At 60.7% G+C, this 19,421-nt stretch carries 17 protein-coding genes; 10 read left to right on the top strand and 7 right to left on the bottom strand.

Features of this window, described 5'->3' with window-relative positions; genetic code table 11:
• Positions 1-46 precede the first annotated feature (46 nt).
• From EV281_RS04105 to EV281_RS04065, 9 genes are all read left to right on the top strand, one after another.
• Positions 47-2,083 (top strand): FUSC family protein, encoded by a 2,037-nt coding sequence (locus EV281_RS04105; RefSeq protein ID WP_132651636.1) that lies wholly within the window; start codon positions 47-49, stop codon positions 2,081-2,083.
• A gap of 34 nt (positions 2,084-2,117) precedes the next feature.
• Positions 2,118-2,948, top strand: coding sequence for an RNA methyltransferase (locus tag EV281_RS04100; RefSeq protein ID WP_132651635.1), 831 nt, complete (start codon positions 2,118-2,120; stop codon positions 2,946-2,948).
• On the top strand, positions 2,929-3,729 hold the full coding sequence (murI, locus tag EV281_RS04095; protein ID WP_132651634.1) for a glutamate racemase: 801 nt from the start codon (positions 2,929-2,931) through the stop codon (positions 3,727-3,729). Before EV281_RS04100 ends, murI begins: the two co-directional genes overlap by 20 nt.
• A gap of 130 nt (positions 3,730-3,859) precedes the next feature.
• Positions 3,860-5,371, top strand: a complete 1,512-nt coding sequence (locus tag EV281_RS04090; RefSeq protein WP_132651633.1) for an ATP-binding protein — start codon at positions 3,860-3,862, stop codon at positions 5,369-5,371.
• 225 nt (positions 5,372-5,596) lie between these two features.
• Positions 5,597-6,214 (top strand): 30S ribosomal protein S4, encoded by a 618-nt coding sequence (rpsD, locus tag EV281_RS04085; RefSeq protein WP_132651632.1) that lies wholly within the window; start codon positions 5,597-5,599, stop codon positions 6,212-6,214.
• A gap of 166 nt (positions 6,215-6,380) precedes the next feature.
• Positions 6,381-7,310: a glutaminase gene (locus EV281_RS04080; RefSeq protein ID WP_132651631.1), complete on the top strand. Its 930-nt coding sequence runs from the start codon at positions 6,381-6,383 to the stop codon at positions 7,308-7,310.
• A gap of 59 nt (positions 7,311-7,369) precedes the next feature.
• Positions 7,370-8,236 carry a tRNA 2-thiocytidine(32) synthetase TtcA gene (ttcA, locus tag EV281_RS04075; protein ID WP_132651630.1) on the top strand — a complete coding sequence of 289 codons (867 nt, stop codon included), beginning with the start codon at positions 7,370-7,372 and terminating at the stop codon, positions 8,234-8,236.
• 44 nt (positions 8,237-8,280) lie between these two features.
• Entirely contained in the window at positions 8,281-9,111 is an 831-nt protein-coding gene (locus tag EV281_RS04070) for an inositol monophosphatase (protein ID WP_132651629.1), read from the top strand.
• A gap of 18 nt (positions 9,112-9,129) precedes the next feature.
• Entirely contained in the window at positions 9,130-9,954 is an 825-nt protein-coding gene (locus EV281_RS04065) for an inositol monophosphatase family protein (RefSeq protein WP_132651628.1), read from the top strand.
• Between the two features lie 4 nt (positions 9,955-9,958).
• Here EV281_RS04065 and hisC read toward each other — a convergent pair whose 3' ends face one another.
• From hisC to EV281_RS04040, 5 genes are all read right to left on the bottom strand, one after another.
• Positions 9,959-11,017 carry a histidinol-phosphate transaminase gene (gene hisC / locus EV281_RS04060; RefSeq protein WP_132651627.1) on the bottom strand — a complete coding sequence of 353 codons (1,059 nt, stop codon included), beginning with the start codon at positions 11,015-11,017 and terminating at the stop codon, positions 9,959-9,961.
• Positions 11,018-11,102: 85 nt separating this feature from the next.
• Positions 11,103-12,383, bottom strand: coding sequence for a multidrug effflux MFS transporter (locus tag EV281_RS04055; protein ID WP_132651626.1), 1,281 nt, complete (start codon positions 12,381-12,383; stop codon positions 11,103-11,105).
• A 132-nt stretch (positions 12,384-12,515) separates the two neighbouring features.
• Complete coding sequence (locus EV281_RS04050) at positions 12,516-13,763, bottom strand: multidrug effflux MFS transporter (RefSeq protein WP_132652001.1); 1,248 nt, start codon at positions 13,761-13,763, stop codon at positions 12,516-12,518.
• A 137-nt stretch (positions 13,764-13,900) separates the two neighbouring features.
• Positions 13,901-14,236, bottom strand: a complete 336-nt coding sequence (gene grxD / locus EV281_RS04045; protein ID WP_112567585.1) for a Grx4 family monothiol glutaredoxin — start codon at positions 14,234-14,236, stop codon at positions 13,901-13,903.
• Positions 14,237-14,382: 146 nt separating this feature from the next.
• On the bottom strand, positions 14,383-15,204 hold the full coding sequence (locus tag EV281_RS04040; protein WP_132651625.1) for a c-type cytochrome: 822 nt from the start codon (positions 15,202-15,204) through the stop codon (positions 14,383-14,385).
• A 435-nt stretch (positions 15,205-15,639) separates the two neighbouring features.
• Here EV281_RS04040 and EV281_RS04035 point away from each other — a divergent pair, with 435 nt between their 5' ends.
• Positions 15,640-16,851, top strand: coding sequence for a hypothetical protein (locus EV281_RS04035; protein WP_245508210.1), 1,212 nt, complete (start codon positions 15,640-15,642; stop codon positions 16,849-16,851).
• A gap of 70 nt (positions 16,852-16,921) precedes the next feature.
• Here the strand turns inward: EV281_RS04035 and EV281_RS04030 are convergent, their stop codons facing one another.
• Complete coding sequence (locus tag EV281_RS04030; protein ID WP_007826248.1) at positions 16,922-17,155, bottom strand: BolA family transcriptional regulator; 234 nt, start codon at positions 17,153-17,155, stop codon at positions 16,922-16,924.
• A 19-nt stretch (positions 17,156-17,174) separates the two neighbouring features.
• Positions 17,175-19,409, bottom strand: a complete 2,235-nt coding sequence (gene purL, locus EV281_RS04025) for a phosphoribosylformylglycinamidine synthase subunit PurL (RefSeq protein ID WP_132651624.1) — start codon at positions 19,407-19,409, stop codon at positions 17,175-17,177.
• Positions 19,410-19,421 lie beyond the last annotated feature (12 nt).

The raw sequence follows: 19,421 nt of genomic DNA, 5'->3' as shown, positions 1-19,421 counted from the left end.
CGCTCTTGGGCAACGCAGCCATTGGCGCGCAAAAGGACTGGCAAGAGTGATTTTCGGCTTTGAGTTCCGAGACTGGTTGCTTGCCAACGACCCGGCGCTTTCGCGTCTGCGCATGGGTTCGCGCGTCACGCTGTCGATCATGCTTTCCTTCCTGATCCTGTTTGCGATCAGCACGCTCATCGTACCGCTGCCAACCGCCTCCTACGGTCTCGGCATTGTGTTGTCGATCGAAGGCGGGGTCGCGGTGCGCGACAAGGGCTCGACGCGCCAGCTCATTACCCGGCTGCTCGGCTGCATTGCGAGCGTTGTCGTCGTCGGCATTGCAGCAGCTCTCGAGTCGCATCGCATACTCTCGGATTTCATTTTCCTCCTGGTTATCTTCCTCGCCTCGTCCGGCCGCGTTTACGGTCCGCGTGGATTTGCGATCGGCATGTTCGCTTTCACCTCCTATTTCATGGGCTCCTATTTCCAGCCGAAGATTGCGGAACTGCCTCTCGTGGTGATTGGCCCTGTTGTCTCAGCGCTTGTCAGCCATTGGGTGAGGGCGGTGCTCTTGCCCGATAATTGGCGGCGCGACCTGCTGCGCTCGCTGGAAAGCGTGCGGGTCCGCATTAATCAGATCCTCTTCAAGCTCGCTGCCGTCGCGGCCGATGGAAAGGTCGAGGAAGCCGACCGGCAGGAACTGCGACAGCTGGAAGACCGGCTGAAAGAAGTGGTGCTGATGGCCGAGAGCTTCATTCCGCGCCCGCCAGGCGGCGTCTTCGATGGAGCTTCTGCACCAGCTGCGGAACTGGCGATCCGGCTTTTCGATGCGCATCTGGCAACGGAAAGCGCCATCATGGTGAGCTTCCAGAGTCCGCCATCCTTTGCGCTCGTGCACGCCGTGATCGAGGATGACAGGGCGGTGCTGTCGGCAGAAGAAAAGGCAGTCGCTGATATCGAGGGCCAGCTGCAGAGCGAGACGGCGCGTGCGGTGCTCTGGCTTGGTGCAGCGCGCCGGCAACTGATGGAAACGATCGACGCAGGACGCAGGACGGAGTTTGCCGAGATCGCCTCAATTGCTGAAACGAGCACACCCGAGGCTGTCGATTTTTCGTTGAAGAATCCGCTGATGCGCTCGGCCTTGCAGATCACACTGGCCTCGGCGATTGCCATGACGCTCGGCCTGGCGCTTTCTCGTGAGCGCTGGTTCTGGGCGGTGCTCGCGTCTTTCCTCGTCTTCACGAATACCAATTCGCGTGGCGACACTGCCATCAAGGCACTGCAGCGCTCGATCGGCACGCTGTTCGGCATTGCCTTCGGTCTGGTGCTGGCGACAGTGCTGACGGGACAGACGGCAATTGCCGTTGTCGTTGCTGTCGTCTGCATCTTCCTTGCTTTTTACTTCCTGCAGATTTCCTATGCGACGATGACGTTCTTCATCTCCATCGTGCTCTGTCTCATCTATGGCATGATGGGTGTGCTGACATTTGATCTCCTGAAGCTGCGGCTTGAGGAGACCGTCATCGGCGCGGTGGCGGGCGCACTGGTTGCCTTCCTGGTGTTGCCGTCGCGTACGCGCGAAACGCTCGATACGGCGATCGACAAATGGTTCGCGACGCTGAAAAAGCTGCTCTCGGCCGTATCGGACAAGAAGAGCCAGCCGGAACTCATCGTCATCGCGCAGGAGGTCGATGCCTGCTACCGGGACATCACGCTTGCCGCGCGCCCGCTCGGCTCGTCGTGGTCGATTGTCACCAGACCGGGACAGATTCGCCAGACGCTGGCGATTTTTCTTTCCGTTACCTATTGGTCGCGCATTCTGGCACGCAACCACACGGCCGATGCCGTGGATGATGATCTGAAGCGCCGGATCGCCGCTGACATCGCCCTGCTGGATGTCGTGGCACCCCGCGGCTCCGAATGTTTCCTCGTCACCCGCAAGCAGATGAAGCCGACTGGTCGCCACCTGCCGCTCTGGCGGGGAGGGGCACGGCTGGCGGTGGAAATGATCGGCTCGACGCTGGACCGCCTCTACCCGCACGAGACGCAGGACTTGCCGTTTGCGGCCGGCAAAGCTATTGCGCCCCTGAATCAAGAATAATGGGCAATCAGGAATAGGAACACGAATAGGCACCATGGCCGGCACCAATAGCGAGCGTCAACTTCTGGCCGAAGGGCCTGTCATCATTCTGGTCGAACCGCAGATGGGCGAGAATATCGGCATGGTGGCGCGCGCCATGGCGAATTTCGGTCTTGCCGATCTTCGCCTCGTCAATCCGCGCGACGGCTGGCCGAATGAGAAGGCGCAGGCGGCGGCCTCTAAGGCCGATCATGTCATCGAAGGCACCAAGGTCTTCGATACATTGGAAGAGGCGATCGCCGATCTCAACTTCGTCTACGCGACGACGGCGCGCAGCCGGGACAATTACAAGCCTGTCCGTTCTCCGGTTTTTGCCGCGCAAACGCTGCGTACGAAATTCCGGGCAGGCGAGGCGACCGGCATCCTCTTCGGCCGCGAGCGCTGGGGGCTGACGAACGAGGAAGTGGCGCTTGCCGACGAGATCGTCACGTTCCCGGTCAATCCGGCCTTCGCCTCGCTCAATATCGCGCAGGCCGTGCTCTTGATGTCCTATGAGTGGATGAAATCGGGCATGGAGGATCTGGAAGCGGTGCCGTTCCAGGCGCTCGAACAGCGGCCCTCGACCAAGGAGCAGTTGTTCGGCCTGTTCGACCAACTCGAGGAAGCATTGGATTCGCGCAACTATTTTCATCCGCCCTCGAAAAAGCCGAAAATGGTCGACAATCTCCGCGCCGTTCTCTCCCGCCGGGCATTCACGGAGCAGGAAATCAGCGTGTTGCGCGGTGTCATCTCCTCCCTCGACCGCTTTTCGCGCAACAGTCCGCGCAAGGGCGGTTTCACCAGATCCCGCAAGGAAGCGCCCACAGATGACAGCGCCGACGAATGAGCTGAAACCCGTCCTCGTCTTCGATTCAGGCATAGGCGGGCTGACCGTGCTGCGCGAGGCGCGCGTGCTGATGCCGGAACGCGGCTTCATCTATGTCGCCGATGATGCCGGTTTTCCCTATGGCGGATGGGAAGAGCAGGCGCTGAAGGAGCGGATCATCGGGCTCTTTGCCAAGCTGCTCGCAGACTACGATCCGGAAGTCTGCGTCATCGCTTGCAACACGGCCTTCACGCTCGTCGGCGCGGATCTGCGCGCAGCCTTCCCGCAGATGACCTTCGTCGGCACGGTACCGGCCATCAAGCCTGCGGCCGAGCGCACGCGCTCCGGCCTCGTCTCCGTGCTTGCGACCCCCGGCACGGTCAAGCGCGCCTATACACGGGATCTCATCCAGTCCTTTGCGCAGCAGTGCCATGTGCGGCTGGTCGGCTCGGAAAACCTGGCGCGCATGGCGGAGGCCTACATCCGTGGTGACGCCGTTTCCGACGACGCCGTGCTTACCGAAATCGACCAGTGCTTCGTCGAGAAGGACGGACGCAAGACCGATATCGTCGTGCTCGCCTGCACACATTATCCCTTCATGGCCAACATGTTCCGGCGGCTCGCTCCATGGCCGGTGGACTGGCTTGACCCTGCGGAAGCCATCGCGCGGCGGGCGCGCTCGCTGGTGCCGCAGGTTGCGGATGCGGTTCATCCCGATAATTTCGACTTTGCCGTCTTCACGTCCGGCAATCCGGATTTTGCCACGCGACGGCTGATGCAGGGGTTCGGGCTGAGCGCCTGACAGGGCGGCACAATCTCTGTGGGTTGCCTCAATCCGCTCCTGATATCAGTCGGATTCTTTGATAGACGGAAGGCCGCCATTTCTGGAAGGATGGCACGTCGCTGATTTGAGTCTCTGAAGAGGTTTCGCATTGCAGGTTGGGATCGATATGGGATTGGCGTCCGGCGCTCCGGCGACACTCGATATCGAGGAGTTGCTGGCGACGCGTCTGCTCGTGCAGGGCAATTCCGGTTCCGGCAAATCGCACCTGTTGCGGCGCCTGCTGGAACAATCCGCCCAATGGGTGCAGCAGGTCATTATCGATCCCGAAGGTGATTTCGTCACGCTGTCCGATCGCTTCGGCCATGTCGTCGTCGATGGCGAGCGCACCGAGGCCGAGCTTGCCGGCATTGCCAACCGTATTCGCCAGCATCGTGTTTCCTGCGTCCTGACGCTGGAAGGGCTCGATATCGAGCAGCAGATGCGGGCGGCAGCGGCCTTCCTCAACGGCATGTTCGATGCCGATCGCGAATATTGGTATCCGGTTCTGGTCGTGGTCGACGAAGCGCAGATGTTTGCGCCTTCTGTCGGCGGTGACGTGTCCGAAGATGCGCGCAAGGCTTCGCTCGGCGCCATGACCAACCTGATGTGCCGTGGGCGAAAGCGCGGCCTTGCCGGCGTCATCGCCACGCAGCGTCTCGCCAAGCTTGCCAAGAACGTCGCGGCAGAAGCCTCCAACTTCCTGATGGGCCGAACCTTCCTTGATATCGACATGGCGCGCGCGGCCGACCTGCTCGGCATGGACCGCCGTCAGGCGGAAATGTTTCGTGATCTCAAGCGCGGCCATTTCGTCGCCCTCGGCCCCGCACTTTCACGCCGCCCGCTGCCGATTCAGATCGGAAGCGTCGAGACCTCGGCGCGTTCCTCCAGCCCCAAGCTGATGCCGCTGCCGGAATCGCCGCAGGATGTAGAAGACTTGATCTTCACGCCCGACCCAGAAGAATTCCAGCGTCCGGTCGTACGCCGCGCGCCGCCGGCGCCGCGCCCGACCACCGATATCCTTGCTGAGCTTTCACGCTCGACGCCGGCAGCCAGCCCCATCCAGGCAGAGCCGCGGGTGGTGCAGCCGGAGATCTCGGCCGAGGAGCGCGAAGAACGGCTTGCCGGCGTGCTGTCGGAAATCCTCGACGATCCGGGCTCCGGTTTCCGCACCGATGCGGTTCTCTACCAGGATTTCCTGGTACGGCTGCGCATGCGCCGCGTTCCCGGGCCTCCAATGTCCCTGCCGGAGTTTCGACGCCGCGTGGCAGTTTCGCGCTCCGGCGTCGATGCCGAGACGGCTGCTTCGGAAAACTGGTCGACGGCGCTGTCGCTCTCTGCCTCTGTGACCGACGATCTGCAAGGCGTATTTCTGATGCTCGCCAAGGCCGCAGTCTGCGGCGAGCCTTGCCCGTCGGATGCGCGGATCGCACGCGCCTACGGCACGCATTCAGCCCGGCGCGCTCGCCGGCTTCTCGGCTATTTCGAGGAGCAGGGGAGCATTGTTGTGCATACCGATTTCTCCGGCAAACGGATCGTGGCTTTCCCCGATATCGGCTGCCAGACGGCTCCCGGCGATGCCAATGCCCCCGATGACAGCAACGGCCGGGAAGCGGCGGAATAAAGGCTTTCAGCGCCTTGTCGCTGTTGACATTTTCATGATGCCCGACTAAAGACCGCGCCAGCACCGGGCAGCAATGTCCGGTGTTTCATTTGACATGTCCCGTGGATCAGATCCGTTCGCGTAATGGAAAGATCCTGTCGGCTCCCGGAAACGGGATCAAAGGAGGGCGTGTTTCCTTCGCGCGGTTTGGCAACAAACCGTCACAACACCTTGAAAGGAAATACGATGAGCAAGCGCGAATCGTCCAAGTACAAGATCGACCGCCGTATGGGCGAAAACATCTGGGGCCGTCCGAAGTCCCCGGTGAACCGCCGCGAATACGGCCCGGGCCAGCATGGCCAGCGCCGCAAGGGCAAGCTTTCGGACTTCGGTGTGCAGCTGCGCGCCAAGCAGAAGCTGAAGGGTTACTACGGTGACCTGCGCGAGAAGCAGTTCCGCGCCATCTTCGCCGAAGCCTCCCGCCGCAAGGGTGACACTTCCGAAAACCTGATCGGTCTTCTGGAGTCCCGCCTCGATGCGATCGTCTACCGCGCCAAGTTCGTTCCGACGGTCTTTGCCGCCCGTCAGTTCGTCAACCATGGCCACGTCACGGTCAACGGTGTGCGCGTCAACATCGGTTCTTACCGTTGCAAGGTCGGCGACGTCATCGAAGTTCGTGAAAAGTCCAAGCAGCTCGTGACTGTTCTGGAATCCGTTTCGCTTGCAGAGCGCGACGTTCCTGACTATGTCGAAGTCGACCACAACAAGATGGTTGCCACGTTCGCACGCGTTCCGACGCTGTCTGACGTTCCGTACCCGGTCGTCATGGAACCGCATCTGGTCGTCGAATTCTATTCGCGCTAACGCATAACCTCGACAATCGATTCGATTGTCGGAAAGGCTTATGCGTCTCTAAAGTGCTACTGCGTCCTTAGCACATTTTCGATGTGCGGCGCAGCAGAGCGCGAGGCGTTTTCGCATTCTGGAAAAGCCGCCTCTCGGGGCGGCTTTTTCGTATCCGGAGGGGAAGATGGTGGATTTGCAGGCAGTCCTCGACAGCATCTACAGGGAATTGGCGCCCCGTATCGGCGAGGGCAAGGTCGCGGATTATATTCCCGAGCTCGCCAAGATCGATCCGAACCAGTTCGGCCTGTCGATCGTCACCGTCGACGGCAAGGTCTACAGTGTCGGCGAAGCCAATATACCCTTTTCCATCCAGAGCATTTCCAAGGTCTTCATGCTGACTTTGGCCCTCGGCAAGGTGGGTGAGGGGCTGTGGAAGAGGGTCGGCCGCGAACCTTCAGGCTCGGCCTTCAACTCCATCGTCCAGCTCGAGCATGAACATGGAATTCCGCGCAATCCCTTCATCAATGCCGGCGCGATTGCCGTCACCGATGTCGTCATGGCCGGCCACGCGCCGCGCGAGGCGATCGGCGAACTGCTGCGCTTCGTGCGCTACCTTGCCGACGACGAATCCGTCACCATCGATGAGAAGGTGGCACGCTCGGAGACGGCGACCGGCTACCGGAACTTCGCGCTTGCCAATTTTATGCGCTCCTATCGCAATCTCGATCATCCGGTCGATCATGTGCTCGGCGTCTATTTCCATCAATGCGCGTTGTCCATGACCTGCGAGCAGCTGGCGCGCGCCGGCCTGTTCCTGGCGGCGCGCGGCGGCAATCCGCTGACAGGCCATTCAGTGGTATCGCCCAAGCGTGCGCGACGCATCAACGCGCTGATGCTGACCTGCGGCCATTACGACGGGTCTGGCGATTTCGCCTATCATGTCGGCCTGCCGGGCAAGAGTGGCGTCGGCGGCGGCATCTTTGCGGTAGCACCCGGCATTGCCTCGATCGCCGTCTGGTCGCCCGGGCTGAACAAGGTCGGCAATTCGCAGCTTGGGGCGGTTGCGCTGGAAATGCTGGCGGCGCGCACCGGCTGGTCGGTTTTCGGCGATTGAGGCTGGGTTGGACTGCCGCTTTCTGTTAGAGAGGGCAGGCATATCGAACGGATGAAACAATGAATATCGCAGCCAATATCGCCGATGACCTGGAAACGGCGGATGCGGGCATCGGTCATGCGCTGTTTGCCGATGCGCCGCAATCGGTCTCCTTCAACAAGCTGCGTAAGCGCCTGCTGCGCCAAGTACGTCAGGCTTTCGAAGATTTCGACATGCTGAAGGACCAGAAGCGCTGGCTGATCGGCATTTCCGGCGGCAAGGATTCCTACGGGCTATTGGCGCTGCTGCTCGACCTGCAATGGCGCGGGCTGCTGCCGGTGGAGCTGATTGCGTGCAATCTCGATCAGGGTCAGCCGAATTTTCCGAAGCATGTGCTACCTGAATACCTTTCGAAGATCGGCGTCAAACACCGCATCGAATATCGCGACACCTATTCGATCGTGAAGGAAAAGGTGCCTGAGGGGGCGACCTACTGTTCGCTCTGCTCGCGCCTGCGCCGCGGCAATCTCTATCGTATTGCCAGGGAGGAAGGCTGTGATGCGCTGGTGCTCGGCCACCATCGCGAGGACATCCTCGAAACCTTCTTCATGAACTTCTTCCATGGCGGCCGGCTTGCCGCCATGCCGGCGAAACTTCTGAATGACGAAGGCAACCTGATGGTGCTCAGGCCGCTTGCCTATTGCGCCGAGGACGACATGGCGAAGTTTGCTGCTGCCATGCAGTTTCCAATCATTCCCTGCGATCTCTGCGGCTCGCAGGACGGTCTGCAGCGCAATGCGATGAAGGACATGCTGGCCGATATCGAGCGCCGCATGCCCGGCCGGAAGGACACGATGCTGCGCGCTCTCGCGCATGTAAACGCGTCACATCTGCTTGACCCAAAACTTTTCGACTTTTCCGCGCTCGCAGTCACCCAAACGTCATAATGGACTTGCTATGAACCTCAGCAGTTCCATGCAACGAGTCCAAAATGATTTTCTCAGACAGAGACATAGAGTTTCTCGGTGATTGCCTCCGGCATGTCGCTGAAGAAGAAATCATGCCGCGCTTCCGCAATGCGGCCGCGGCCAATGTTTCCGAAAAGACATCTTCCATCGATCTCGTCACGCAGGCCGACCTGCGCTCCGAAGCTTACCTGACAGCCGCCATCCGCGAGCGCTTTCCGAGTGCGCTGATCGTCGGCGAGGAGGCCTATGAGGCGGATCGTTCCGTCGTGCCGGCGCTGGCCGATGCCGATCTTGCTTTTGTCATCGACCCCGTCGACGGCACCTTCAATTTCGCGGCTGGCCTGCCGGTGTTCGGCACGATCCTGGCCGTGACCGCGAAGGGCGAGACGGTTGCGGGCATTATTCACGATCCGGCGCTTGGCGATACGGTCGTTTCGCTCAAGGGCGCTGGCGCCTTCCTGCAGAAGCGCAATTGTGAGCCTGTGCGCCTTGCCGTGGCAGAGCCAATCGAACTCGGCCGTATGGTTGGCGCCATGTCTTTCAGCCACATGGACGAGCCGGACCGTTCGCGCATTGCCGGCAATATGGCCAAGACCCGCATGACCTTCGCCTTCAATTGCTCTGCCTATGAGTATTGGATGGTTTCATCGGGCAAACTGCATTTCATCGGCCATGAGAAGCTGATGCCCTGGGATCACCTTGCCGGTGTGCTGACGCATCAGGAAGCCGGCGGCCATACCGCGAAATTCGACGGAACACCCTATCGGCCCGGCGAGATTTCCGGCGGCATCATCTCGGCTCCCGACAAGGAAAGCTGGCAGATGATCCGCAAGGAGATCGTCGGCTACCGATAAACCGAAAGGAACGAGGCCATGACGACTGCCATAGAGACGATGAAGCTTGCCGATCTTATGCGGCAGGCAGCGAAAGCGGAAATCCTGCCCCGCTTTCGCCGGCTGGGCAGCAGTGATGTGCGCGCCAAGACGGAAGCGACCGACCTCGTGACCGAGGCGGACGAACAGGCCGAACGCTTGATGAAGTCGGAGGCCCAGCGCCTCTGGCCGGATGCGCTCTTCATCGGCGAGGAATCGGTTGCCGCCGATGCCTCGCTGCTGGACAAGCTCGCAGGTGCGGATCTCGCCATTATCGTCGACCCCGTCGATGGAACCTTCAATTTCGCCTCGGGTATTCCGGCCTTCGGCGTCATGGCCTCGGTTGTCTCAAAGGGCGAGACCGTTGCCGGCATCATCTACGATCCGATGGGCGACGACTGGGTCATGGCGGAAAAGGGCGGGGGCGCCTGGCTGCGCCGGCCTGATGGAGAAGCGCAGCGGCTGCGGGTGGCCGAGCCTGTCGCGCTCGACCAGATGGTCGGCATGGCCTCCACCGGTTACCTGCCGCAGGCAAAGCGCGCTGAAATCCTCGGCAATCTCGCCAAGGTGCGCTTCCTCACCAACTACCGTTGTGCGGCCCACGAATACCGCACCTTTGCAGGCGGCCATGTTCATTACCTGATATACAACAAGCTGATGCCCTGGGATCATCTGGCCGGCACGCTGATCTCTCAGGAAGCAGGCGGTTATGCCGCCCGCTTCGACGGCTCGGCCTATCTGCCGCATCATGTTACCGGCGGATTGCTGATCACGCCTGATAAGGAGAGCTGGGACATCCTGCGCCGCGAGGTCGTCACAGTCTGAGCCGTCAGGCGAGAATCTGCTTCAGCGCGTCCAGAAGCTTGTCACATTCGGCATCGGTGCCGATGGTGATGCGCAGGAAATCCTGGATGCGTTCCTTGCGGAAATGCCTGACGAGGACAGCCTTCTTGCGCAGCTCCGCAGTCAGTTCCGCACCGCCCCGTTCGGGATGACGGGCGAAGACGAAATTGGCAGAGGAGGGCAGGACCTCGAAGCCGAGCTCATTAAGCTCGACAATCAGGCGCTCGCGGCTTGCAACGATCAGGTCGCAATGTTTCCCGAACCAGTCCCAATCCTCCCAGGCAGCCACGGCGCCAGCCTGGGTCAGCCTGTCCAGCGGATAGGAATTGAAGCTGTCCTTGACCCTTTCAAGCGCATCGATCAGCGGCCGCTGGCCGACGGCGAAACCGACGCGCAAGCCGGCGAGGCCGCGCGATTTCGAGAAAGTCTGGATGACCAGCAGGTTCGGATATCTCCTGACCAGCGGAATGGCGCTCTCACCGCCGAAATCCACATAGGCTTCATCGATGACGACAACCTGATCCGGATGTTCCGCGATCAGTGCCTCGATCGCTGCAAGCGGTAGCGCCGTACCTGTCGGCGCGTTCGGGTTGGGTAGGATTATGGCGCCGCAGGGCTGCCGGTAATCCTCTATGCGCACCTGCATCTTCTCGTCCAGCGGGACCTCACGGAAATCGATGCCGTAGAGGCCGCAATAGGTTGGATAGAAGCTGTAGGTGATGTCGGGATAGAGCAGAGGCATCTCGTGCTTCAAGAGTGCCTGGAAGGTGTGCGCCAGAACCTCGTCCGAACCGTTGCCGACGAAGACTTCGCCCGGATCGAGATCGTGGGTGGAGGCGATCGCCTTGCGCAGCTTCAGGCCCGTCGGCTCAGGATAGAGCCGCAGCGTGTCGTTGACCGCTTCCGAGATCGCCGCGAGCGCGCGCGGCGATGGACCGTAGGGGTTCTCATTGGTGTTCAGCTTGACGAGCCCATCGATAATGGGCTGTTCGCCCGCCACATAGGGCGTCAGCACATGGACAACGGGGCTCCAGAAACGGCTCATGGCAAACTTCCAGTCTAAACATGTCGCGCAAGAGTGCGCAGCGGTTTTGCGAAAGATCGCTGCACGCTTTAGGTCTGCTGCAGCATTACATGTGAACGGCGCCAGGGTCGATCTGTGGGCTGTCACCGGGATGGGTGAAAAGCTTGCCTTTTTCCGCCCAGAGGACCACGACGACAGTGATGGCACCAAAGAGCGCAAAGCCACCGAAAAGGGGCTGGACCGTGCCATTGAAGAGCTGGCCCACACCGCCGCCGAGAATGGCGCCGAACGTCGTCGAGACGAAACCGGTGATTGCCGTTGCCGTACCAGCGAGGTTGCCCATCGGCTCCAGGCTGATCGCGGTGAAATTGGTGGCGATCACGGCAAACATCATCAGGAGGATCGAGAAGAGCGCATAGGAGAAAGCGAACGCTGGCGTGCCGCCGAGTGCGACGACAAAGCCCAGCGCCGAAATGATGGTGAACAGCAGCATGGCGGCATGCGAGATGCGGCGCATGCCGAAGGTGCGCACTAGCATGCCATTGGCGAAATTGGCGACGGCAATGCCGCCGGCCGTTGCCGCAAAGGCGATCGGCAGCCAGTCGCCAAGACCATAGACTTCACCGAAGACCTGCTGCACCGAGATCACATAGGCGCTGATGACCCCGGTGAACATGGTCAGCCCGATCATGTAGCCGCAGGTGATGCGGTTGGTGAGAACCGTCTTGAAACCGTCGGCAACAGCAGCGACCGACAAGGGAATGCGCTCTTCCGGCGGCAGGGATTCCTTCAGGCGCAGTAGCGCCCAGACGAAGAGAATCGTGGCGACGATGCCGAGCAGGATGAAGATCCAGTTCCAATGGGCATAGGTGATGATGAGCTGGCCGACAGAGGGGGCGACGATCGGCACGATCATGAAGACAATCATGACATAGGACATGACGCGGGCCATCTCGCGGCCGCCAAAGCAGTCGCGCACGATCGACATGGTGGTGATGCGGACAGCCGCACCGCCGATGCCCTGAACGAAGCGCATGATCAGCAGCATTTCAAAGCTGCCAGTGGCGGCGGCCGCAAACATACCGATCATATAGCAAACCAGGCCGCCGAGCAGAATGTTGCGGCGGCCGAAAGCATCCGAGAGGCTGCCGAAGATGATCTGCGAGGCGCCGAAGCCCAAGAAGAAGACGCCGATGACGAGCTGCGCGTCATTGTTGCTGGTCACACCAAGCGAATGGCCGATATTGGGCAGCGCCGGTAGCATGCTGTCGATTGCCATGGCGATGCTGGCCGTCATGATGGCGATGGTGACAACGAATTCGACGAAGCCCATGCCGATACGGGCCGAGCCCTGGTTTTCCGTGTGCGGTTTGTGTGTCAGAGTCATTCGAACCCCCTGAATGACGGAAGAGCGGCCGGAAACCGGCCGAATATTGTGCGGGAGGGCGGCGAGCCCCTACCAAGATGCGCCGCCGCCTGATGTGTCTGTAGGCTTCAGTCCAGATATCGGCGCCCGGTATCAGTGCCCGACATCGGCGAAGCTTGAAATCGAATCGTCGTGCGAGAGCGGCGCGTGCTGCGCCCTGAACAGCCGACCTTTCTCGGCGATCAGCACGAAGACGATGCCGATCAGCGAGACGACGAAATAGCCCGCGATCATCGGCGTCGCCGTGCCGTCAAAGGCCTGTCCGATCAGAGCTCCGATCAAGGCGCCGCCGATCGTGCTCATGAAGCCGATCACCGAGGAGGCGGTGCCGGCAAGGTGACCGAGCGGCTCCATGGCGAGCGAGTTGAAGTTGGAGCCGATCCAGCCGAACTGGAACATGACCAGCGCGAAGAACACAATGAAGATCACGAAGGGCATCGGCTGCGGCCCTGATATCTGCACCACCAACCAGATGAAGCTCAATGCGCAGAAACCAAGGACTGATGCGTGCGACAGGCGGCGCATGCCGAAGCGGCCGACCAGTTGCGAATTGATGAAGGACGAAAAGGCCATGAACAGCGCCACACCGGCAAAGGCGACGGGCATATAGACACCGAGCCCGTAGATGCCGACATAGACCTGTTGGGCGGAGTTGATGAAGCCGAACAGCGCGCCGAAGAGGATCGTGCTGGCAACGGTGTAACAGAGTGCGATGCGGTTGGAAAAGAAGATCGCAAAGCCCTGCGCCACCGAGCGGACTGTGAACGGACGGACATTGGCAGGATCCAGCGTTTCCGGCAGGCGCAGATACATCCAGATGCCGACGGCCGTCGCCATGGTGCCGATGAAGACGAAGATCATGTGCCAGGTGCTGACGAGCATGATGATCTGGCCGCTGCCCGGCGCAATGACCGGCACGACCATGAAGACCATCATGATGAGCGACATGACTTCGGCCATCTGTCTTCCGCCGTAGACATCGCGGACGATGGAAATAGTAATGACGCGGGTGGCGGCCGAACCGAGACCCTGGATGAAGCGCAGTGCCAGAAGCCCCGCGAAGGTCGGGACGACAGCGATGCCGAAGGCGGCAACAACGTAAACGCCGAGGCCGATCAGCAGCGGAATACGGCGGCCGAACCGATCGGAAAGCGGCCCGTAGAAAAGCTGGGCGAGACCGAAGCCGAAGAGATAAGCGGAAACGACATATTGGCGATGATTTTCGTTTTCGACACCAAGGCTGGCGCCGATCTGCTGCAGGGCAGGCAGCATGATATCGATTGCCAGCGAGTTCACGGCCATCAGGAAAGCCGCAAGCGCGATAAATTCCAGCTTGCCCATGGGCAAGCGGCCCGCGGACATGGCTTGTGATGAATGTGTCACAATGAAAATCCCATAAACAGGTCAAGGCGCTGCTTGGTGCAGCGCCTCGAACTCAAGATATAGATGTGGAAACCGGACGGACGCCCGGTGACCGATCAGGCGGCGCCCTTAACCGTGACGCCGTTTTCCTGGAGATGCTGCTGCAGCTCACCGGCCTGGAACATTTCCCGGACGATGTCGCAGCCGCCGATGAACTCGCCCTTAACGTAGAGCTGAGGGATGGTCGGCCAGTTGGAATAATCCTTGATGCCCTGGCGGATTTCCGAATCGGCGAGCACGTTGATACCCTTGTAGTCGACGCCGAGATAATCGAGGATCTGCACGACCTGGCCGGAGAAACCGCACTGCGGAAACTGCGGCGTGCCCTTCATGAAGAGGACGACGTCGTTGCTCTTGACTTCGTTGTCGATGAATTCGTTGATGCCGCTCATGGGACCTAATCCTTTCAACAGGCGGGTTAAAGGCCCGCCGTTTCAATCGTTTTTCTTAGATAGCATGTGGGGGCGGGAATTCCACCCGCCAAAACCAAAAAAAGACCAATCCGCGACACTCTGTGACTCGGATTGTTGCCCAAGCGTTACGGCTGCTTGGCGAGGTAGGCCTGGATCTGTTCGATCTCGGCATCGGTGAAGTGGCTGAAATCCCATTGGGAGACTTCGGTCATGACGCCGAGATCGCGTCCGCCCATGCCCTTGCCGGTGCGCAGCAGCGCCTTGAATTGCTCGGGCGGGTAGGATTGCGCCAGCGGCCGAAGGGCAGGGGCCTTGAATGCCGGCGACTGCTTTTCGGTATCGAGATTGTGGCAGTGGCTGCAGTCCGTCTTCCACATATATTCGCCGATATCGGCTGGTCGGGCGGCAACCGGCTTGAAAGTCGGCGCGACGTCGTCGGCCTCGAAGGGAATCTGGTCGAGAGCCAGACCGATCCGGCCGACCGGACCCCAGCTCGTACCGCCCTGCACGGCATCCGGAAGCGGCTTCAGGCTGCGCAGCCAGGCAATGATGCCGGCCATATCCTCGTCCGAGATGTTCGAGAGATTGCTGGCGGGCATGATTACGACGCCGGTCCCGTCCCGCTTTATGCCATGGCGGACGAGGCGCACCAGTTCTGCATCGGTATAGCCGGGAACCACGCGCGTCAGGTTCGGCGCGACGATGCGGCCAAGGGCCGGATCATCCAGAAGGACGTTGCCGGCATCATGATGACAGCCGCCGCACATGAAGGTGCGGGCGCGCCGTTCCGCCTCATCAGGCGACAGCACCGTCTTCACGGCAAAATCGGTGGACGCTTGATCATATGTCTTGGCAAGCCGCCTCTCGGACAGCGCATAAATCGCGCCGACCGAGACAAGACAGAGCACGACCAGCGTTGCGAGAATGATTTTCAGAATGCGAACCATTTCTTGAGACCCCCCGGTAGAATACAGATCAGGCGACGCCCGGGCTGAACCTTACGGAGGCAGCCCGTTCGAATTGACTATAAGGCTTGAGCCGCGACACTCCCTCAGCGTTGCAAGCCAGTGTGTGACATTGGGGAAAGCGGAGAGATCGGCATCAGCGAAAGCGCGTGGGGCATCCTGGCATCGTCGTCCTGCCGAACGTCCTCTTCAGGAAATCCGTCAGCACGCGGCCGACGAGGTCGGACACCTGTTCATGCACGAGTTCGGCTGCAAAATCCCCTCAATCCCATCGAAACGAACCGTTCCCTATTGAATTCCGGAGGAGTTCGATTAGCAAGGCGGCTCGAAGATTTTATCCGGTTTTTCGCCGTATTTTCAGGCGAACCCGTCATCAGGTAGCGGCGCTCCCAACCCGCCGGAAAGAAGAAAAAGACTATGAAACTCGTCAATAAGCGGGTTGTGCTGCATTTCCCCGGCTTCGAGCCGCTTGATGGTGCAGCGCATCGGGCGCGGTATGAGCGTACCGCCCGGCAGAGTGCATCCGTCTGGGGCTATGATGTCGAAACAGGTGCAGCAGGCGAAGGGCACTATGTTTCCTTCGATGTCGGCACTGGCGCCGATGGCTGGCAGACGCGGACGCGCGTGCATGTGTTCGATCATAACGAACTGGTGCAGCAGTTGCGCATGGGCAATACGGCGAGCCGCATCGCGGCAGGCTTTCTAAGCTTCTTGCAGGTGGTGCGGGAAGGTGGCATGGCCGGCTATTTCCGCCACGCCTGGCGTTTCGGCCTGTTCTTTATCTTTCCCTTCCTGCTGACGGCATTTGCGATCCTCATCACGCTGCAGATCCTGACGCTGCCCTACTGGCTCGGACTTTCCGGCTGGCATTTCGGCTGGAGTGCGCCGCTGGCGGCGATCTTCTTCACCTTCGGCTTCCTGCCGTTTTCGGAACGTTTCCATACCCTGCATCTTTTCGCCGACTGGGACATGGCGGTGGCGCTGGCGCGCATGGACAGGACAGACTTCAACGACTGGCTCGAGCAATGCGCGACGTCGATGCGCGAGGCGCTCAACGAGGAGGCCGATGAATATGTCATCTCCTCGCACAGCATGGGATCCAGCGTCGCAGCCCATGTCGTCGGCATTCTGCTGGAACGGGAACCTGATGTCTTCAAGAGCAAGCGCGTGGTGTTTGCGACGCTTGGCTGCGCCATCCTGCAATGCGCGCTGATGTCATCGGCGACGCTGCTGCGCTCGCGCGTCGGCCTGATTGCACGTTGCCCGAATATTTTCTGGCTGGACGTACAGTGCCTGACGGACTCGATCAACTTCTACAAGGTGCCGGTCGTCAGTGTTTCCGGCCATCCGGATGCGCCGCAGGCCAGCATGATCCATATCCGCGTGCGGCAGATGCTGACACCGGAGCACTACAAGAAGATCCGTGCCGATCAGTTGCGTGTGCATCGCCAATATGTGCTGGGGCCGGACATGAAATCCTCCTTCGATTTCACGCTGCTGACGGCTGGACCCATGCCGGCCTCGGTCTTTGCCTATCCCGATGTGAGCAAACTGCCAGCCCGGGAGCACGAGGACAAAGAGGCGAGGGGCGCCGACCATTTCGTACCAATCGCTTCCGCTCCAAAATAAAGACCCGGCGGGATTTCCTGCCGGGTCGGTTCATTTCCGATCTTCGATCGGCCGAAGCCAGGATGTCGGCTCAATCCGGCGCCGAGGTCTGCAGAGCAAGCGCATGCAGAATGCCGCCCATATTGCCCTTCAGCGCCTCATAGACCATCTGGTGCTGCTGCACGCGGCTCTTGCCGCGGAAGGCTTCCGCCACGACTTCTGCGGCGTAATGGTCGCCATCGCCGGCCAGATCGCGGATCGTTACCTTGGCACCGGGAATACCGGCCTTGATCATATCTTCGATATCGCCGGGTTTCATGGCCATGATCGTTACTCCTTGCGCATCATTCCGCGGCGACAATTTCGCCGCGGTTATCCATGAAATCAGGGAACCACGATTCATAGGCATCGCGCAATTGCTGAATCGGCAGCGCAATCAGATCGTCGACGACAAGCGCATCGCCCTGCACGGTGCCAAGGCGGCGGAAGGGCACGCCGGCGCCTTCTGCGTTGGCGCAGACGAAATCGGCGACATCCTTCGGAACCGACAGCACATAGCGCGCCTGATCCTCGCCGAAAAGCAGGGCATGCGGCGCGCCCTTTCCTTCACTGAGGCTGATCTTGAGGCCCTTGCCTGATGCCATCGCCATTTCGGCAAGCGCGATCGCAAGACCGCCGGAGGAAATGTCGTGGCAGGCAGTCGCCTGGCCGTTGCGGATGACTGAGCGAACGAAATCGCCGTTGCGGCGCTCGGCAAAGAGATCGACGTGCGGGGCCGGGCCATCGGTGCTGCCGACGACATCACGCAGATAGACGGACTGGCCGAGATGGCTGCCATCGGAACCGATGAGCAGGACCCTGTCGCCTTCGGCAGCGCTGCCGATGCGGGCCATCTTGCGCCAGTCGGGCATCAGGCCGACGCCGGCAATGGTGGGGGTCGGCAGGATCGCGACGCCATTTGTTTCGTTATAGAGCGAGACGTTGCCGGAGACGATCGGGAAGTCCAGTGCGCGGCAGGCTTCGCCAATGCCCTTCACGGCGCCGACGAACTGGCCCATGATCTCAGGCTTTTCCGGATTACCGAAATTAAGGTTGTCGGTCGCAGCCAGCGGCTCAGCGCCGGTCGCGGTGATGTTGCGCCAGCATTCGGCAACGGCCTGTTTGCCGCCTTCGAAAGGATCGGCCTCAACGTAGCGCGGCGTAACGTCGGAGGAGAAAGCAAGCGCCTTCAGCGGATGGCCTTCGACGCGCACGACCCCGGCGTCGCCGCCCGGCAGCTGTAGCGAGTTGCCCTGGATCAGCGTGTCATACTGTTCGTAGACCCAGCGGCGGCTCGATTGATTGGGGGAGCCAACGAGCTTGAGCAGCGCTTCGTTGTAATCCTGCGGGGCTGCGACGAGGTTTGCCGGCAGTGGCGCCCGCTTGTCGGATTCGCGCCAGGGACGGTCATATTCCGGAGCCTGATCGCCGAGATCCTTGATCGGCAGATTAGCGACTTCCTCGCCCTGATGCATGACGCGGAAGCGCAGGTCGGCCGTGGTCTTGCCGACGATCGCGAAATCGAGGCCCCATTTCACGAAGATCGCTTTGGCTTCCTCTTCCTTTTCCGGCTGCAGCACCATGAGCATCCGCTCCTGGCTTTCCGACAGCATCATCTCATAGGCGCTCATGCGCTCCTCGCGTACCGGCACCTTGTCGAGTTCGAGCAGGATGCCGAGATCCCCCTTGGCGCCCATTTCAACAGCCGAGCAGGTGAGACCGGCCGCACCCATGTCCTGGATGGCGATGACGGCGCCCGTCTTCATCAGCTCGAGGCAGGCTTCGAGCAGGCACTTTTCGGTGAAGGGGTCGCCAACCTGAACGGTCGGGCGCTTTTCCTCGATCGACTCGTCGAATTCGGCCGAAGCCATCGTCGCGCCGCCGACCCCGTCACGGCCGGTCTTGGCGCCGAGATAGACGACAGGAAGGCCGACACCCTTGGCTTCCGACAGGAAGATCGCGTTCGACTTTGCAAGGCCGGCAGCAAAGGCATTGACGAGGATATTGCCGTTGTAGCGGGCGTCGAACTCCACTTCGCCGCCGACAGTCGGCACGCCGAAGGAATTGCCGTAGCCGCCGACACCGGCGACGACGCCGGCAACGAGATGGCGGGTCTTCGGATGATCCGGCTCGCCAAAGCGCAGCGCGTTCATGGCAGCGATCGGACGAGCGCCCATGGTGAAGACGTCACGCAGGATACCGCCGACACCGGTCGCAGCACCCTGATAGGGCTCGATATAGGAGGGGTGGTTGTGGCTCTCCATCTTGAAGACGACGCAGTCGCCGTCATCGATATCGACGACACCGGCATTTTCGCCCGGCCCCTGGATGACGCGCGGTCCCTTGGTCGGCAGGGTGCGCAGCCACTTCTTGGAGGATTTGTAGGAGCAGTGCTCGTTCCACATGGCCGAGAAGATGCCGAGCTCCGTGAAGCTCGGTTCGCGGCCGATCAGATCCAGAATGCGCTGGTATTCATCCGGCTTGAGGCCGTGTGAGGCGATGAGTTCCGGCGTAATCTTGATAGTGTTGGGAATGGTCATGAGCTCTCGAAA

Origin of the sequence: Rhizobium sp. BK418, assembly GCF_004341105.1 — a bacterium.
GTDB lineage: Bacteria > Pseudomonadota > Alphaproteobacteria > Rhizobiales > Rhizobiaceae > Rhizobium.
The sequence above is the reverse complement of the archived record's forward strand: the minus strand, read 5'-3'. Positions and strand labels throughout refer to the sequence as shown.

Coding starts and splice junctions, on each gene's coding strand:
- EV281_RS04100 (WP_132651635.1), top strand. CDS start 2,118: ATGGCCGGCACCAATAGCGAGCGTCAACTTCTGGCCGAAGGGCCTGTC.
- murI (WP_132651634.1), top strand. CDS start 2,929: ATGACAGCGCCGACGAATGAGCTGAAACCCGTCCTCGTCTTCGATTCA.
- rpsD (WP_132651632.1), top strand. CDS start 5,597: ATGAGCAAGCGCGAATCGTCCAAGTACAAGATCGACCGCCGTATGGGC.
- EV281_RS04080 (WP_132651631.1), top strand. CDS start 6,381: ATGGTGGATTTGCAGGCAGTCCTCGACAGCATCTACAGGGAATTGGCG.
- ttcA (WP_132651630.1), top strand. CDS start 7,370: ATGAATATCGCAGCCAATATCGCCGATGACCTGGAAACGGCGGATGCG.
- EV281_RS04070 (WP_132651629.1), top strand. CDS start 8,281: ATGATTTTCTCAGACAGAGACATAGAGTTTCTCGGTGATTGCCTCCGG.
- EV281_RS04065 (WP_132651628.1), top strand. CDS start 9,130: ATGACGACTGCCATAGAGACGATGAAGCTTGCCGATCTTATGCGGCAG.
- hisC (WP_132651627.1), bottom strand. CDS start 11,017: ATGAGCCGTTTCTGGAGCCCCGTTGTCCATGTGCTGACGCCCTATGTG.
- EV281_RS04055 (WP_132651626.1), bottom strand. CDS start 12,383: ATGACTCTGACACACAAACCGCACACGGAAAACCAGGGCTCGGCCCGT.
- EV281_RS04050 (WP_132652001.1), bottom strand. CDS start 13,763: ATGGGCAAGCTGGAATTTATCGCGCTTGCGGCTTTCCTGATGGCCGTG.
- grxD (WP_112567585.1), bottom strand. CDS start 14,236: ATGAGCGGCATCAACGAATTCATCGACAACGAAGTCAAGAGCAACGAC.
- EV281_RS04040 (WP_132651625.1), bottom strand. CDS start 15,204: ATGGTTCGCATTCTGAAAATCATTCTCGCAACGCTGGTCGTGCTCTGT.
- EV281_RS04035 (WP_245508210.1), top strand. CDS start 15,640: ATGAAACTCGTCAATAAGCGGGTTGTGCTGCATTTCCCCGGCTTCGAG.
- EV281_RS04030 (WP_007826248.1), bottom strand. CDS start 17,155: ATGGCCATGAAACCCGGCGATATCGAAGATATGATCAAGGCCGGTATT.
- purL (WP_132651624.1), bottom strand. CDS start 19,409: ATGACCATTCCCAACACTATCAAGATTACGCCGGAACTCATCGCCTCA.